The sequence below is a fragment of the Desulfospira joergensenii DSM 10085 genome (assembly GCF_000420085.1).
Classification (GTDB): Bacteria; Desulfobacterota; Desulfobacteria; order Desulfobacterales; family Desulfobacteraceae; genus Desulfospira; species Desulfospira joergensenii.
Genome location: NZ_ATUG01000002.1, coordinates 1,740,833 through 1,755,508, shown reverse-complemented (window position 1 = coordinate 1,755,508; position 14,676 = coordinate 1,740,833). Strand labels below are relative to the sequence as shown.

The 14,676-nt window shown below is 49.5% G+C and carries 19 protein-coding genes; 10 read left to right on the top strand and 9 right to left on the bottom strand.

Going from position 1 to position 14,676, the window contains the following annotated elements:
• Window positions 1-10 precede the first annotated feature (10 nt).
• The 3 genes from F608_RS0120765 to F608_RS36595 all read right to left on the bottom strand — a co-directional run bounded on the left by F608_RS0120765 (window position 11) and on the right by F608_RS36595 (window position 1,624).
• The gene (locus F608_RS0120765) at window positions 11-376 is read right to left on the bottom strand and encodes a pyridoxamine 5'-phosphate oxidase (RefSeq protein WP_022667616.1); all 366 of its coding nucleotides are present in this window, start codon (window positions 374-376) and stop codon (window positions 11-13) included.
• Window positions 377-575: 199 nt separating this feature from the next.
• The gene (locus tag F608_RS0120760) at window positions 576-878 is read right to left on the bottom strand and encodes a hypothetical protein (RefSeq protein ID WP_022667615.1); all 303 of its coding nucleotides are present in this window, start codon (window positions 876-878) and stop codon (window positions 576-578) included.
• A gap of 602 nt (window positions 879-1,480) precedes the next feature.
• On the bottom strand, window positions 1,481-1,624 hold the full coding sequence (locus F608_RS36595; protein ID WP_022667614.1) for a hypothetical protein: 144 nt from the start codon (window positions 1,622-1,624) through the stop codon (window positions 1,481-1,483).
• A 401-nt stretch (window positions 1,625-2,025) separates the two neighbouring features.
• Here F608_RS36595 and F608_RS0120750 point away from each other — a divergent pair, with 401 nt between their 5' ends.
• Window positions 2,026-2,247, top strand: a complete 222-nt coding sequence (locus tag F608_RS0120750) for a hypothetical protein (protein WP_022667613.1) — start codon at window positions 2,026-2,028, stop codon at window positions 2,245-2,247.
• A 145-nt stretch (window positions 2,248-2,392) separates the two neighbouring features.
• Here F608_RS0120750 and F608_RS35135 read toward each other — a convergent pair whose 3' ends face one another.
• Both F608_RS35135 and F608_RS0120735 read right to left on the bottom strand, forming a co-directional pair.
• Window positions 2,393-2,590, bottom strand: coding sequence for a hypothetical protein (locus F608_RS35135; RefSeq protein WP_022667610.1), 198 nt, complete (start codon window positions 2,588-2,590; stop codon window positions 2,393-2,395).
• Between the two features lie 329 nt (window positions 2,591-2,919).
• Complete coding sequence (locus F608_RS0120735; RefSeq protein WP_022667609.1) at window positions 2,920-3,165, bottom strand: hypothetical protein; 246 nt, start codon at window positions 3,163-3,165, stop codon at window positions 2,920-2,922.
• Window positions 3,166-3,482: 317 nt separating this feature from the next.
• Between F608_RS0120735 and F608_RS0120730 the strand changes: the two genes are divergently transcribed.
• Together F608_RS0120730 and F608_RS0120715 are read left to right on the top strand one after the other, a co-directional pair.
• On the top strand, window positions 3,483-4,235 hold the full coding sequence (locus F608_RS0120730; protein ID WP_027362968.1) for a helix-turn-helix domain-containing protein: 753 nt from the start codon (window positions 3,483-3,485) through the stop codon (window positions 4,233-4,235).
• Window positions 4,236-5,258: 1,023 nt separating this feature from the next.
• Window positions 5,259-6,394, top strand: a protein-coding gene (locus F608_RS0120715; protein ID WP_208599521.1) for an IS3 family transposase whose coding sequence is annotated in 2 segments (ribosomal slippage) — window positions 5,259-5,538 and window positions 5,538-6,394 — 1,137 coding nt in all. Because the reading frame shifts where the segments join, the coding sequence is not laid out codon by codon here.
• A 428-nt stretch (window positions 6,395-6,822) separates the two neighbouring features.
• Here F608_RS0120715 and F608_RS0120705 read toward each other — a convergent pair.
• The 3 genes from F608_RS0120705 to F608_RS0120695 all read right to left on the bottom strand — a co-directional run bounded on the left by F608_RS0120705 (window position 6,823) and on the right by F608_RS0120695 (window position 8,709).
• Window positions 6,823-7,695, bottom strand: a complete 873-nt coding sequence (locus F608_RS0120705) for a chemotaxis protein CheX (protein WP_022667604.1) — start codon at window positions 7,693-7,695, stop codon at window positions 6,823-6,825.
• A 61-nt stretch (window positions 7,696-7,756) separates the two neighbouring features.
• Entirely contained in the window at window positions 7,757-8,113 is a 357-nt protein-coding gene (locus tag F608_RS32790; RefSeq protein WP_022667602.1) for an enoyl-CoA hydratase/isomerase family protein, read from the bottom strand.
• 2 nt (window positions 8,114-8,115) lie between these two features.
• The gene (locus F608_RS0120695) at window positions 8,116-8,709 is read right to left on the bottom strand and encodes a DUF3786 domain-containing protein (protein ID WP_022667601.1); all 594 of its coding nucleotides are present in this window, start codon (window positions 8,707-8,709) and stop codon (window positions 8,116-8,118) included.
• A 345-nt stretch (window positions 8,710-9,054) separates the two neighbouring features.
• On the opposite strand from F608_RS0120695, the gene rplU reads away from it, so the two are divergent.
• Genes rplU through F608_RS0120655 form a run of 7 tightly spaced genes read left to right on the top strand, consistent with a single transcriptional unit; the run spans window position 9,055 to window position 13,721 of the window.
• Window positions 9,055-9,366 carry a 50S ribosomal protein L21 gene (gene rplU, locus F608_RS0120685; RefSeq protein ID WP_022667599.1) on the top strand — a complete coding sequence of 104 codons (312 nt, stop codon included), beginning with the start codon at window positions 9,055-9,057 and terminating at the stop codon, window positions 9,364-9,366.
• 13 nt (window positions 9,367-9,379) lie between these two features.
• Window positions 9,380-9,634: a 50S ribosomal protein L27 gene (rpmA, locus tag F608_RS0120680; RefSeq protein ID WP_022667597.1), complete on the top strand. Its 255-nt coding sequence runs from the start codon at window positions 9,380-9,382 to the stop codon at window positions 9,632-9,634.
• Window positions 9,631-10,626, top strand: coding sequence for a GTPase ObgE (gene obgE / locus F608_RS0120675; protein ID WP_022667596.1), 996 nt, complete (start codon window positions 9,631-9,633; stop codon window positions 10,624-10,626). Before rpmA ends, obgE begins: the two co-directional genes overlap by 4 nt.
• A 3-nt stretch (window positions 10,627-10,629) precedes the next feature.
• Window positions 10,630-11,265 (top strand): nicotinate-nucleotide adenylyltransferase, encoded by a 636-nt coding sequence (gene nadD / locus F608_RS0120670; protein ID WP_022667595.1) that lies wholly within the window; start codon window positions 10,630-10,632, stop codon window positions 11,263-11,265.
• A complete protein-coding gene (gene rsfS, locus F608_RS0120665; RefSeq protein WP_022667593.1) occupies window positions 11,262-11,648 on the top strand; it encodes a ribosome silencing factor in 387 nt (128 codons plus the stop codon). The genes nadD and rsfS overlap by 4 nt, the downstream gene beginning before the upstream one ends.
• A gap of 1 nt (window position 11,649) precedes the next feature.
• Window positions 11,650-13,188, top strand: coding sequence for a 2,3-bisphosphoglycerate-independent phosphoglycerate mutase (gene gpmI / locus F608_RS0120660; RefSeq protein WP_022667592.1), 1,539 nt, complete (start codon window positions 11,650-11,652; stop codon window positions 13,186-13,188).
• Between the two features lie 26 nt (window positions 13,189-13,214).
• Window positions 13,215-13,721, top strand: coding sequence for a type I restriction enzyme HsdR N-terminal domain-containing protein (locus F608_RS0120655; RefSeq protein WP_022667591.1), 507 nt, complete (start codon window positions 13,215-13,217; stop codon window positions 13,719-13,721).
• Between the two features lie 193 nt (window positions 13,722-13,914).
• Here the strand turns inward: F608_RS0120655 and F608_RS0120650 are convergent, their stop codons facing one another.
• Window positions 13,915-14,592 carry a zinc ribbon domain-containing protein gene (locus tag F608_RS0120650; protein ID WP_022667590.1) on the bottom strand — a complete coding sequence of 226 codons (678 nt, stop codon included), beginning with the start codon at window positions 14,590-14,592 and terminating at the stop codon, window positions 13,915-13,917.
• Window positions 14,593-14,676 lie beyond the last annotated feature (84 nt).

The window sequence follows — 14,676 nt, the reverse complement described above, 5'->3', positions numbered from 1 at the left end:
AGGACGCTGTTTACCTGCCGACAAGCGGCCGCTCATGATTCACTTCAAAAAACACCAGAAAAAGATCCTCACCGGGACTGGTCTCCTTTTCCCGTCGTTTCAGGGAATGGATCCGCTCCGTGTTTTTCTCTTCATCTGTCCGGGTGAGGTAAAGCCGTTTTCCCTTGTATCCCGTACCGTTTTCAATAAACAGATAAACCGCTTGGGGGTTGGATTCAAAATTCTTGCGCGACAACCGGTCTCGCATGATAAACGCAAGCTTGCCGTCTATAAAATGAGGAGGGGAATAGATGGCGGCATCAACCCGTCCAGTGCTGTCGGCTGTTGATAAAACCCCTGTTCCGGTCGTGGTTTCAAAGTAATTTTTCAATTCCATTTCCTTTTCCCTTTCAATTTTACTTCTCTCATAATCGCATATTCAAACTCGAGCCGGCCCGTGAAATCTACCTAATGGAGATTATCCACCATCGTGGTTTTTCAGGCATCATCGCCGGACGGAATAGAAAAGACCCCGCAAATAAATTTTGGGGGCCTTTCAGATCTGCAATGCGATCTCAATTCGGGGACGGGAATGCTCAGCCGCCGACATTTCCGGGTTCAAGATCTCTCCAGGCCCTGTCTACACGGCTTCCGATTGTGCCAAACAAGTCATCAAGCTCATTTTTCACAGGCGACCAGTCTGACGGGCATTCATTTCTAAGCTGATCCACACGGACCTGGGCCGTCGCCACTTCCTGATCCAGCTGACCGATCAAGGGCAGAATTTTTTCTCTGTCAGTTGATCCGTAAGAGTCTGCTACTTTTTTCATCGCCTCAAGCTTTTCTTTCCAAGCCGTAACCTCTGCCAGCATTGCCTTGCAATAATCCTTTACTTCCATGACATTTCCTTTTGATCTTAAAGTTAATGAAACATCAAATAGCGGAATATAGTTTTATCGTAAGCCGCCTTGGACAGATGAAACAGAAAACCGGACCAATCACTTGAAAGAATCAACAACGCATTTGGAAAGTGTAACTGAGAACAGATAAGATCATATACCTGCTTATCATACCGTATCTCAGGCCATCTGTAACCACTTAATTTGATCTTCTAGCTGCGTATCTGCCGGGAACATCTTTTTCAAACCAGACGTTGGAGTCCACGCCTTTTTTGTAATCTTCGTTCAGAAAGTCAGCCGGGCACAGGTAATCTGTTCCATCGACATCTGAGACGACTCCGTAAGTAACCGTTCATCTTTATCTTTCATTGACCTGATCCCTTTCAGCGCCATCCCGCCTGTTTGTTAGTGTAACGCGAAATCCCCCTGGGTCCAGAGGGATTTCGCAGGTTAAAGTCTTATAATTCACAGGTCCCGGTTCTGGAACCCCAACATTTGTCCAAGTGATATGCGATCACAAAAAATGCGATTATAGCTGATATCATAGTTCACCTCCGTTACTTCCATAAATGTTTGCTCTACTAAGGCTCTGCCGTTTTTCATTACCCGGCCACGTCAATGCCAGGATCGCATCCAAGGCTCTTGTCAGGGGAGTCGCACTCAAAGTTCCTGTACCGGGTGTCTGCATGGCCTTCCTCTCTTTCTGTTTCACTTTCAACATAGTCTTCTAATCTTTTATCTGTCATATCATCACCTCATCTTTTCAAGTCTCAGTTATTCGCTGCATTCCGGGTTCCACAAAGAACCCTTATTTTCTATGAACATAATTTAATTCCTGATCCAGTGATTTCAATAACTGATTAAAGAGTGTTTAATAATAGGTAAAACCTATTATTATATAACCTGATTGAACCGATCCGATACATGGCGCCGAAACCGACGCCGGAAGTATTTTTTGGGTCGTTTGCGCCCCTGCCCCGGAATAAAAATTAACATCAAAATGTATTTAAATCATGGCTGGTTAAACGCCAAATATTGAGCAGCACTCAACCCTTTAATCCCTGCGGCACGATCAACAGGCACAGTTAAAAAAAGGAGGACGGCTGAAACCACCCAGGAAATAGCGGCCCGGCGGGACCTTGACTTTGTGATCTGGGAACAGTTTGAGACGGAGCAGTTCCTGGATTCACCCGTGCTTGACGGGTTCAATAAAAAGGCCTGCACCATGATCATCAATGAGGCCAGGAAACCGGCCGTCAGAGAGATGCTGCCCACCCTGTCCGAGGGCGACAAGGCCGGGGTCAGGTATGAAAGCGGAACAGTGCGGATGCCGGACTGTTTTAAGCGGCCCCATGCCCTGCTGATTTAGGGAATGGGGATGCCTGGTGGTGGCCCCGGACATGGGCGGCCAGGGCGCGCCCCCGTTTGTGACAGCAGCCGCGGCCGAGTATTTCATTCCCATGCCAGCCGATACCGGCGGCTAGGGCAACCGCTTTGTGGGATATAAATGAAGTTCATTTTTCCGAGTCAAGGATCAGGCTGGCCGGAATCGGAACGGCTCTGTCTCTAGCTTCCTGGATGAGATTGGTGGTCCGCAGGGCGATATCATCCAGCAGAGCATTGACCCGGCTGTAGTGGGAGGAATAAAGAGGGGTCGGCTGATTGTCGATCCCATCCATAATGGGGTCTGACAGGCGAACCGCAATGCTCACCGCCCTTGGAAAACCATCCAGAAAATCTCCGGGTTCAGTTTCAATACCTGCCAGATTTGCCGTATCTGCAATGCGGACAATACCTGCGCCCCAGCTCTGCAGAGTCTCTGTGAATTTTTTCTTATCTATTCAAGGAGCCATATTCCCATCTATATATTTTGTTATGATAATAATTCATTTTAACACATCAAACAGACGGTATCATCCGCTTGATTTGGCCTATTGAAACTTTAATGCAATATAATCAAGGTGTGACCCCAGTTCCCATGATAAGCTTTATACCTTGCCTGGCAAAAAGAAAGTTCTTACCAGTCAGTCGTTCATTTTCCTCATCCAGATAAACGCCCGGCTGTGAATGCATCGCTACGCCTCCTTGAATTGTTATCCATGCTCTCAAAGCGGTGCTGTAATTTGTCCGGTTCAGGTGCCTTCCATCGGAATTTTCTGCCGGCAATTTCCCGATGTTCGATTTCCGTGAACTCGTTCCGAAAGTACCTGTACATGAAAAAAATATCCAGCCGTTGGTACGGGTCCCCTTTTCGATAGCTGTTCATGATGTCTTGTTTGTTTTTCATAGACATTCCTCCTTTCTCGGATTGCAATTTTTTGCGCGGGCATCCCCAAAACGTATCTAATAAACTAAATTGGTTGCGATCAAGCGCTCTTTGTGAAGTCTAAGATATTAATACGAAGAGTAGCATCCACAGCCGGCAGAACAGACCAGGCACCTGTCCAAGGCCGCAGGGGACTTTTTTGCGGCCTGGTATAATCCTCTTGAATCATGATGCCATGGTTGATATGGTCCATGTGTAGATTCAAGCGGTTGGCCGAATTTTTGGGCCATAAGTTTTATCTGTTAACGTCGGCACCTGAAAATTTCTTAGGAAACCCCATGCAACAGACAAAACTTCTACTCAATTCAATCAAGCAGGTACTCAAAATAAGAGGGATTACCTACAGGGATCTTGCGGAAAGAATGCAGATCAGCGAGGCAAGTGTCAAACGGCTCTTTTCAAAGCATACTGTTTCTCTGGCACGGCTGGAAGAGATCTGCAATATCGTGGATTTGGACTTTTATGAGCTTGCAACCCTGGCAAAGCGGAACAGTGAAAAGCCGTCAAGGGCATTATCCTTTGAGCAGGAGTGCATTCTTGCCCAAGATCATAAGCTGATGGTTTTTCTATACTTCATTATACACGGATGGCCATTGCCATATATTATCGAAGAGTATGACATTTCAGCGTCCGAAGCCACCAGGATGCTCGTTCAGCTAGACCGACTCGGCATTATAGAATTGCATCCGGAAAACAAATTCCGTCTTCTGATTTCCAAAAATGTACTCTGGCATAAAAAGGGGCCGATCTGGAACACATACCTGGAAAAAGTTACGGAAGATTTTATGGAACATGACTTTAGACACGCCAATGAGAGGCTTTTGTTCACCACGGGACAGTTCACTAGGAAATCCCTGGACATCATCGAGAAAAAACTGGACGACTTTATCAAAACCTTTAACCGGCTGGCTGAAGAGGACGCTGGTCTTCCCCTTAAGGACAGGCGAAGCACAGGCCTTTTTATCGCCTTCAGGCCCTGGGTATTTTCGTTGATTTCGGGGCTTCGAAGGATAAAACGACGGGATCCATAAGGCGACGGGCAGCGACTTTATGTCAGACGCTTGTTCCGGCAGGTTCTATACAAGGATCCCATTACTGTCCGAAACAGATTGAAATCCAAAGTTTTTTGACATCAAGAGCCCTTTCAATCGAGCATCAGATCGGCTTTTACAAAACAGGTTCCATCTTAAGAAAGCGATCAAGTTGGACAAAAAACAGCCAGATTTTGTTTTTAAAGGAACTTTATCCGCAGCATCTCTGATGAGCAGGACCTGGTCCTTGTTCCGATATCATAACAGGACAGGTGCTCTGGAATGCGTTGGACAATCCCTGGGAACACTCCTGAACGGGGCTGATGTGAAGGGGAAAATCAAAGGTACGGTTTATCCTTCACCGCTAAAGGACAGCCCCAAAAAAGGGGGCGTTTGCTCTGTTTTTATGAGATCAAAACCAGAAGCACCCTGCCGGTATTCATCTATCTCATCCAGCGGCTTGGATCCCCCTGCTCCGATCCGGGGAAAGCCTGGCCTCATGAACGGCGCGGGGATATTTTAACCGGGACAGGGATAACCTGGAAGTCACCCGTTCATCATGAAGAAGAAGATTAGAACCTGAAAAATGTGGCTTAACCATATCTCCAATATTTCGGGGCAGGATCAGAACCTGACTTCTGGCAGGCCCCTTATCGGTAACCTTCAAATGATGCTAAGCTATTGAATGATCATACCGCTCCGGCATGGAGGCTGCCGGAGGCTGGGGTGGAGACATTGAGGGGGATTGTGTACAGGGTCTTACGGAGCGGAACGGCAAAAGGGTGAACTGTTTGAGCGTAAGCTAAGTTTTCACCTTTTCGTGGAGCGGAGTGCAGAGCCTGTAAGAATCCGTCCCTCTGCGGAACCCCAGTCCCCGGCAGCCGGACTTTGAATCTAAATCATCTTCAACCTTCACTCTCCGTCCTGCAATCCTTGGCTTTTTTCCGCAGGGATAGGTGCGGTGGTCCCCAGAATCCGAACAATGTGCTAAGCTCTGATTCACTAACATGAAAGGAGTTGGCAATGACCACCAGGAAACGGAAACAGTATTCACCTGAGTTCAAAGCGAAGGTTGCGTTGGCTGCCCTGAAAAATGGGCAAACAGTAGCCGAGTTGGCAGCGCGGTATGAAATCCACCCGACAATGATCAACACCTGGAAACGGAATCTGCTTAACGGCGCCGCAGATGTGTTCGATAAAAATCGGAATCAAAAAAAACATATGGATACCAAAGTAGATGAGCTTTACCGCCAAATTGGCAAATTAAAGGTGGAAAACGATTTTTTGTCGAAAAAGCTCAACTTTTAAGTCGAACAGAACGTAAAAAAATGGTCGATTTCAATAATCCTCGGATCAGCATTGTTCAACAATGTAAGCTGCTTAAGGTAAGCCGAACCTCGGTATATTACCGCCCCAAAAAAGTTCGTCGTCTGGATCTTGAGCAGATGAGACTGATTGATGAGCAATATTTAAAAACCCCGAATTATGGAAGCCGATCAATGCGTACTTTTCTGCAAAGGTTGGGCTATAAAATAAGTCGTAAGCGTGTCCGGAGACTGATGAGCATAATGGGATTACGGGCCATATATCCAAAGCCGAAAACAAGTAAGAAGCACCCGAGGCACAAGGTCTATCCCTATTTGCTTCGTAAACTGACAATAAACCGTCCCAATCAGGTTTGGTGTGCGGATATCACATACATTCCTCTTGCCAAAGGTTTTATGTATCTTGTGGCAATTATGGACTGGTATAGTCGGAAAGTATTATCCTGGCGGCTTTCCAATACCCTTGAAACGGCATTCTGTATTGACACTCTTGAAGATGCGATACATCAATATGGTTGTCCCGAAATATTCAATTCAGACCAGGGGAGCCAGTTCACCAGTGAGGCCTTCACTGGAGTCTTGAAGGAGAACGCCATCCGTATCAGCATGGATGGCCGTGGCCGTTTTCGTGATAATATTTTCATTGAACGGCTATGGTGGACTCTGAAGTATCACTATTTGTATTTAAGGGCGTTTGAAGGAGGTTTGAAGCTCCGCCAAGGACTGACACAATGGTTCCTGTACTACAACGGGGAACGCTTTCATCAGTCACTGGACAACTGGACACCAGATGAAATTTACTATAAAAACCAAGAACGAAAGGCGGTCGCATAGGGTTACTGCTGCCTGTTTTTTACACGCCCTCCGGGCGCATAAAAACCAGTCACCCGTGCGATGTTTTTCTATTTTTTAATTTTTTTAAAAAACAGATTCAGAGCTTATCTCAGGCCCCAGGCTGTTCATTCATTAGGGTCCAGCGCAAGGCCACCAGAGAAGGGACTTCGAATACGGTGAACGGTTGCTTTCCAACATGCGCAAGGATGCGCCAAGCGGCAACCTGATGGTCAAAAAATAGGTATTCCGTATTCCCAAACGGCTGAGGATTTATTTTCTCTTTGACAAAACACTGCTGGCTGAGCTTTCCATCTGCACCGGGAAGGGTATCAAAGCATCTTTGAAATTCCCCCTGATGGCTCCGTTGTCCCCGGAGCCAGGCATTGGGTGTCAAACCTGTATGTGACAGTTAGCCCGGATATTTCATGCTAACCCTTCTTGTTGAACTTTGAAATCTGGCCTTTTTTGACCCGCCATTCCTTACCGTTGAGTACCCCTGCCAAAAAACCTGAGCGCAGAAAACTTTTTACCTTGGTCGGACTCAGACCGGTCTGCCCGGCAAACTCCTGAACACTGACGGTTTCATCCAAAAGACTTTTGGGAATTTCTTTGGCCGGCTTGGGTCTGGAAATCCGATTTCCCTGTATTTTGTCGATTTCTTCCCAGGGAATGTGCCACTGTTTGGCCGAAATTTTTTTACCCTGGATAAATCCGGTCTTTAAAAGGCGCCGTACCTTAACCGGGACCATACGGGTTATTTGTGCAAATTCGTCCACCGAAATATAGCCGTCAGGGGGCGTAACCTCAGGCATGCTGTCCTGCTGGAAATCCTCGTCAATGGTCTGGATGGAAGCCTCAATATAAAATTTTCCGGCCCTTGTGTCAAAGGGCACCACAATGACGGGGTTGGTGACAAGGTCCTGGGGGATCATCAGGAGTGGAGCCTGGCTGATTTTCGGCACGGCCACGTCAAAGAAAAAGCCCTGTTTGGACAGTTCCGCTTTGGCCATACCGGTGATCATATTGGTGAGTTCCCCGGCAAGGTCGTACAGCTCTTCCTTCTTTGCCTTTGAATGATCGAAGATCTCGGCATAGATAGCCGTCAAAAAAGACGAGCTGAAATTGATGATGAAGTAACCGGAGATGCCGTGGCCGTTCAGGCCGATGAACCCGTTAATTTCTTTGTCCGCCAATGGCTTTTTGCTCACAACCGGGGCCCCGGGATGGGATTCGACTCCGGCAAAAGTCAAAAACACTTCCATGGAGGCAGAGATAAACGGGTTAATATATTTTACATCCATACCTGTAGTTTCTTTGCTAAAAAATAAAGATAGTTTACACTCGAACTGGGGACAATATAAATCAGGTGGCCCTCATTTCAAGCCCCTGAATGTGAGGCAAACTTTCTTTCCCCCCAGGCTTCACATGTATGCCGAAAGCCAGCATCATCTGGTTCCGGTCCTCCATGTGGAGGCAGGCCTCAAGGCCTCCGGCGTCGATGTTGATATTAATGGCCCCCTTGGTCATGCGCAGGCCCGGAGGATTTTTGCCGGCCATGGCCAGGGCAAGCTCGAGTGCGGTCTCCATCATCTTCTCCTTTTCCACCATCCGGCTGGCAAATCCCAGATCCAGAGCTTCCCGGGCGTTCATCCAATTACCGGTCAAAAGGAATTCATTGGCCCGGCCCGATCCGATGATCCGGGGCAGAATGGAAAACACTTTTACCGTTCTCCTGAAACGGTCCGGCAGACCTGGACGGCCAGGGCATAGACAATGTCCAGGGGCAGATGTTGAGCAATGGTTTTATCGAACAACAGCCTAGATTCCGCCCCAAAATCCTCGTCCCCCTGCCAGAACAGGACCGCCACGGGGATCCTGGGGGTAATCTCGAAGCCATACGCCTGATCGGCCATGTCCAGGGAAGTGCCGCCCAGGGTTTCACACCGGGCCGCAAATCCATCCGGATCAGAACCAAAGACTTGGACGATGAGATGGGTGGGAAGGGTGTGGGGTCCCCGGAAAAAGGCCGCACCCGAGGGAATGTCTTTTTCCGATACCCAGACTCCTGACAGGGGAATGCTCCGGGCTTTCATAAGGTAGTGGAGAAGAAACAGCTCCATATACTCCCCATGGGAATTTCCTTGAGGAACACGGACCCCGGCCCGGGACGGATTCACCTCATAGGTCTTTCCCCAGATCCGGACCCCGTAGGACCCGGTGTTTTTATCAAAGGTGCATCCAATTCTGGAGATCACCTCTTCTGGATCACAGGCTTCCAGATCCTTGAACAGTACTTTATCGATGATGTCTGTCATGAAATTCCCCGGTGTTATATTCTATGCTGTTTTACACTGCCTGCCGAAATTCAGATCGGCAGGACCGTTTCTTTTCTTACTATGACTTGGCCTAAAAAAACAAGTTTTGGAAAATCCCTTGCAGACCGATGCCGCCGGAAATGTTTCCCGGACAGCAGGAATGTCCGGGCCTTACCTTAATTCCATGGACATTTTCCCGGAAATAGAGTATGGTTATCCATCCGATTCAATGGAGAAAATCTTTCGGCCGAAATCAAATAAAGATTGACAACGCCTTTAAACAATTATAGAATTAAGAGTTTTTTAAACTTGCAAAAAGTATTGAATTGATAAGGAGAGTTTAACATGTACGCAGTGATCAGGACCGGAGGAAAGCAGTACAAGGTTCATGAAGAACAGATCCTGAACGTTGAAAAACTGGAAGGTACCGAAGGTTCGGAAATTGAATTTGAAGATGTTCTCATGTATTCCGACGGTGAGACCGTCACCCTTGGCAGCCCCAATGTTGAAAACGCAAGCGTTAAGGCACGCATTCTTGAACAGGGCAAAGGGAAGAAAACATTGGTATTCAAGTATAAACGCCGCAAGGGCTATCGTAAAATGAGAGGCCACAGGCAGTTTTATACTCAGATAAAGATTGATTCCATTTCAGCGTAAGGAGAAATGAAAAATGTCTCATAAGAAAGCAGCAGGCTCCAGTAAAAACGGCCGCGACTCAAATGCTCAGCGGCGGGGCGTTAAAAAATTCGGCGGCGAGAAAGTTTTGGCCGGTAATATCATCGTCAGACAGGTAGGCACCAAAATCCATCCCGGGAACAACGTGGGAATGGGCAAGGATTATACTCTTTTTTCCAAAATAGACGGCGTCGTGACCTTTGAAAGAAAAGGCCGGGACAGGAAAAGAGTCAGCGTTTATGCCGCGTGAAATTTGTAGATGAAGCAATTATCACCATCAGGTCGGGAGACGGCGGCCCCGGATGCACCAGTTTCCGAAGGGAACGGTTTATTGAACGGGGCGGGCCTGATGGTGGGGACGGCGGGGACGGCGGCCACGTCATCCTGAGGGCGGACCCCTCCAAACGCACCCTGTACGATTACCGCCGCCAGAAACTGCTCAGGGCCCAAAACGGGGCTCCCGGACTGGGCAAACAAAAACACGGGAAGAACGGCAGTCACTGCTATATCAACCTTCCCTGCGGTACCTTGGTTTCCCATGCCGACTCCCTTGAACCCATCACAGATCTGACCGAACCCGATTCGGAATTCACCATTGCCAGAGGAGGCAAAGGCGGCCGGGGAAACAAGAGATTCGCCACGGCCACCAACCGGGCCCCCCGGCACTCCCAGCCAGGCATTCCGGGCCTGGAACTCAAGCTGAAACTGGAACTCAAACTTTTGGCCGACATCGGCATCGTAGGGCTGCCCAATGCCGGCAAGTCCACCCTGGTTTCGGCCATGTCCGCTGCCCGGCCCAAGGTGGCCGACTATCCCTTCACCACCCTGACCCCGACCCTGGGCATGGTGGAACCGCCCTTTGGAGAGCCCTTTGCCGTGGCAGACATCCCCGGTCTCATCGAAGGGGCCCATCTGGGAACCGGTCTGGGCATCAAATTCCTGAAGCATATTGAACGGACCGGCATCCTTCTCCATCTGATTGATTCCGGCGGCATTGATCCGGATTCCCCCCTTGGCGCCTTTGAGCTCATCAACCGGGAACTCTCCCAGTACAGTGAAACCCTGGCCCAAAAAACCCAGATCCTGGTCCTGAACAAAATCGACCTCACCGGTACTGCCAACCGGGTTCAGGCCTTTGAAAAAGCCCTTCCCCACCTTGAGATCCTCAAGATTTCAGCGGCCACTGGAGAAGGCGTAAAAGAACTGATCAAGATACTGGCGACCAGACTTCAACAGGAATAGGCCATGGATACCGGACTTTTTGGAGGGACCTTTAATCCGCTTCACAATGGCCACCTGGGAATTATCCAGCATGTAAAAGAGGAGTTCCGCCTCGGGCAGATCATCCTGTTTCCCTCTGCTTCCCCGCCCCACAAACCGGCAGGCAACCTGGCACCGGCCAGGGACAGGCTGGAGATGATCCGGGCATCCGTCCGGGACATGGAAGGATTTGAGGCTTCGGACATAGAGCTGAAAAGAAAAGGACCCTCCTTTACCATTGACACGATCCAGGCCTTCAGGCAGACCTCGGGGGACCGCTTTTTCCTGCTCATGGGGTCTGACGCTTTTTTTGATATCAATACCTGGAAAAACAAGGACCGGATCTTTAGGACCATCCCCATCATCGTCATGGTCAGGCAATCGTCTGTCTCTTCCCCCTCCTTTACATCCTTTATTGACGAAAATATCTCAAAAGGATACAGAAAAGAAAAGAATAAGTTTATCCACGACAAAATGCAGGACATCATCATCTGCAATGTACCCAAAATCGATATCTCTTCCACCCTGATCCGGGACCGGATAAGAAAAAATCTTTCCGTTCAGGGGCTTGTCCCTGCCCCGGTCAAAGAGATCATCATGAAAAGGAATTTATATATATGACACCTTTTGTTGGAGTGCCCCAAGAGGTCACCCCCTATCTGACCCCCATTTTTGACAGAAAGGCCAGATCCGTAACCGCCCTTGATGTCAGGGAACTCACCTCCTATACCGACATCCTGATCATTGTTGAAGCCGGGTCAGGCCGCCAGGTTACCACCATGGCCGAGCATATCATTAAAAAACTCAAGGAGAAAAAAATCCAGGCCCTGGGCACGGAAGGCATCAAGGAAGGCGAGTGGGCCCTGCTGGATTTCGGACATATCATCATTCACGTATTTGAAACCAGTGCCAGGGATTTCTATGACCTGGAAGGCCTTTGGAGCGATGCCTCCAGACTCGATCTGTCTGAATTCGCCCCCCTGGAAGGCCAGGAGAAGAATTAAAATGGGATCTACACCCATCAATATCCTCATGATCCTTGACGGCTGGGGCATCAGCCCTGAATCCCAGGGAAACGCATTTTCACTGGCCCGAACCCCCTTTCTGGACAGCCTTCTGGCAACGGCCCCCCATTGCAGGCTGGAGTGCTCGGGTCTGGCCGTGGGCCTGCCCGAGGGCACCATGGGCAACTCAGAGGTCGGCCACATGAACATCGGCGCCGGAAGACGGGTCCTCCAGGACCTGGTCAGGATCAACACGGCCATTGAGGAGGGCAGTTTTTTTGAAAACGCGGTGCTGACGGAAGTCATGGAAAAAGCGGCCCAAAACGGATCCGGCCTCCACCTCATGGGACTGCTCTCCGACGGAGGGGTCCACAGCCATATTTCCCATGTCTTCGCCCTCATGGACATGGCCAGAAAAAAGGGAGTAAAAAGACTCTATGTCCATCCCATCCTGGACGGACGGGACACCTCCCCCACCAGCGGCATCGACTATATGGCCCAACTGACAGCCCATATGAACAAGCACAATTTCGGCAGGGTGGCCGGCATCATCGGCCGGTACTGGGCCATGGACCGGGATACCCGCTGGGACCGGGTCCAGAAGGCCTATGACCTTTACACCTCCGGTCTGGGAGAACGGGCTAAAGATCCGGAAAAGGCCCTCCAGGCCGCCTATGACCGTGGCAAGACCGATGAATTTATTCCCCCGGTTTTCATTGAGGATTCGCCTGGGTCTGAAAACGGCTTGATCCGGGACAGGGACGGAGTCATCTTTTTCAACTACCGGGCAGACCGGGCCAAGGAGATTACCCGGGCCTTTACCCAGAAAGGTTTTGCTGAATTCCAGAGAAAAACCCTCCCCGAGCTTTCCGCTTTTGTCTGCATGACAAAATACGACGACCTTTTTAACCTGCCCGTGGCCTTTGGCCCCCAGAAGCTCTTTGCCATCCTCGGAGAGGTCCTGAGTAAAAATCATATTGCCCAGCTCAGGATAGCGGAAACCGAAAAATACGCCCATGTCACTTATTTTTTCAACGGTGGGGAAGAAGCTGTGTTTGAAGGGGAGGAACGCATCCTCATCCCCTCCAACCGGGAAGTGGCCACCTATGATGAAAAACCCTCCATGAGTGCCTTTGAAATCGCGGACACGGCCTGTGAACAGATAGAATCCGGGAAATTTCCCTTTATCGTCCTCAACTTCGCCAACATGGACATGGTGGGCCACACCGGAATTCTTGAGGCAGCCATCCAGGGATGTGAAGCCGTGGACCAAAGCGTGGAAAAAGTGGTCCGGGCCATCTGGAAAACCGGGGGAACGGCCTTTATCACGGCAGACCACGGAAATTCGGAAAAAATGAAGGCAGAGGACGGATCTCCCCACACGGCCCATACCACCAATCCGGTGTATTTTGTCATCTCGGGCAAGCCCTTTGAAGAGGTGAAGCCCAGGGACGGAATCCTGGGGGATATCGCCCCCACCATCCTCAAGGCCCTGGGCCTTGAGCAGCCCGGCGAGATGACCGGTACACCGCTTTTTTAAAGGATGAAAATAGAAAACGGAACCATATGGAACAGATAAGAGACTATATCACAGGCAAAGAGATCGATATCATCGGCCCGGAAAAGAGCCGGCAGGACTTTGAAAAATTTTTAGTGGAAGACAGGGGGTATGACCGATCCGAGATCCGGGTGGATGTCCCCATTACGGTTCAGTTCAAGGGAGAGGACTACCCTTCCTCCATAGACCTGATCGTAAGCTGCAAAAGCAGACCCTTCATGGCCGTGACCTGCGTAGCCGGATCCATTGGATCCTATGAAAGGGAAATCCTGGCCGGGGCCCGTCTGGTCTATGAATTCCAGGTCCCCATGGCCGTTTCCACAGACGGACAAGATGCCGTGGTTATGGACACCCTGACCGGCAAGACCCTTGGCCAGGGCCTTTCGGCCGTCCCCTCCCGAAAAGAGGCCGAAACAACCTTACAAAACCTGGAGGACAAACCCCTGGATAAAGAGAGAACAGAGCGGGAAATGATCATCTATCGATCCTTTAACCTGGAAAAAATCAACCGCTGAATAAAAAAAAGCGGGAAAACTCTTTCCCGCTTTTTCTCTAGTATCCCTGTCCCATGGCTGGACAAAGATTTGCCCATATGCAAGGCGCAAAAAAATTTAAAACCGGAGCGTACTGAAGGACGTGAGGCCAATCCTAAACAATCTGGTAAATTTTTCCAGCAACGCCGCAGATGGGTGAATATTCATCCAAATGCTAGCCCCGGGGGACTTCTTTTTGACAGTGCTTGCAAACCGTGGCCCGCTTCTTGATGATCTCGGCACAAAAGGGGCATTCCCGGGTAAAATGGCGCTCATGGAGCTGTTCAATGACCTTGTCCACACTCTCCTGGAAAACCGGGGTGGGGAATTTATGGTTAATGAGATGTTCGATGGCCTCCACATCTGCCAGTTCCCCGACCATTTCAACGGCCTTGAGCCGGGCCCGTACCGGAATTTTGGGATCCAGAGCGATCTTTAGAATCTCATCCCAGTCTTTGGCCATATAATAATCGGTCAGCACGAAAAAGGTCTGCTTGAGCAGCTCTTTTTCGGCCTTCTGCTTGACCAGAATTTCATCGTCCAGTTTGCCGCCGGTGGCCCCCAGGGGGCTGAACACGGGCATGTACTCGAAATTCTTCTGGCCGGGTTCATTGATGCACCTGTATGAAGCAGGGGCCTCCATGGTCTCCTGAAGATGTTCCCAGCCCTTTTTATAGGAGGGACACTCATCGTTGAAGCAGACAAAAAGGAAAGGGGTGCCCCAGCCCAGCCCGTCCGAGAAATTGATGGGAGGGACCTCCCACAGGATCATTTCCTGATCGCAATGGGGGCAGTGGGGTTTATCCATTTCTATATATTTTTCAAGAAGTTCTTCTCTTGTTTCAAACGCCATTGATTTTATCTCCTTTGAAAGCGGTTCGTCCCGGCTGTTTCATAAAATTTTCCGGATAAATCCCTCCAAAAATAAGCATGCAGT

Bases quoted from the DNA above. Each gene is read 5' to 3' on its own strand.
- F608_RS0120765 (WP_022667616.1), bottom strand. From the start codon at position 376: ATGGAATTGAAAAATTACTTTGAAACCACGACCGGAACAGGGGTTTTA.
- F608_RS0120760 (WP_022667615.1), bottom strand. From the start codon at position 878: ATGGAAGTAAAGGATTATTGCAAGGCAATGCTGGCAGAGGTTACGGCT.
- F608_RS36595 (WP_022667614.1), bottom strand. From the start codon at position 1,624: ATGACAGATAAAAGATTAGAAGACTATGTTGAAAGTGAAACAGAAAGA.
- F608_RS0120735 (WP_022667609.1), bottom strand. From the start codon at position 3,165: ATGAAAAACAAACAAGACATCATGAACAGCTATCGAAAAGGGGACCCG.
- F608_RS0120730 (WP_027362968.1), top strand. From the start codon at position 3,483: ATGCAACAGACAAAACTTCTACTCAATTCAATCAAGCAGGTACTCAAA.
- F608_RS0120705 (WP_022667604.1), bottom strand. From the start codon at position 7,695: ATGGATGTAAAATATATTAACCCGTTTATCTCTGCCTCCATGGAAGTG.
- F608_RS0120695 (WP_022667601.1), bottom strand. From the start codon at position 8,709: ATGACAGACATCATCGATAAAGTACTGTTCAAGGATCTGGAAGCCTGT.
- rplU (WP_022667599.1), top strand. From the start codon at position 9,055: ATGTACGCAGTGATCAGGACCGGAGGAAAGCAGTACAAGGTTCATGAA.
- rpmA (WP_022667597.1), top strand. From the start codon at position 9,380: ATGTCTCATAAGAAAGCAGCAGGCTCCAGTAAAAACGGCCGCGACTCA.
- nadD (WP_022667595.1), top strand. From the start codon at position 10,630: ATGGATACCGGACTTTTTGGAGGGACCTTTAATCCGCTTCACAATGGC.
- rsfS (WP_022667593.1), top strand. From the start codon at position 11,262: ATGACACCTTTTGTTGGAGTGCCCCAAGAGGTCACCCCCTATCTGACC.
- gpmI (WP_022667592.1), top strand. From the start codon at position 11,650: ATGGGATCTACACCCATCAATATCCTCATGATCCTTGACGGCTGGGGC.
- F608_RS0120655 (WP_022667591.1), top strand. From the start codon at position 13,215: ATGGAACAGATAAGAGACTATATCACAGGCAAAGAGATCGATATCATC.
- F608_RS0120650 (WP_022667590.1), bottom strand. From the start codon at position 14,592: ATGGCGTTTGAAACAAGAGAAGAACTTCTTGAAAAATATATAGAAATG.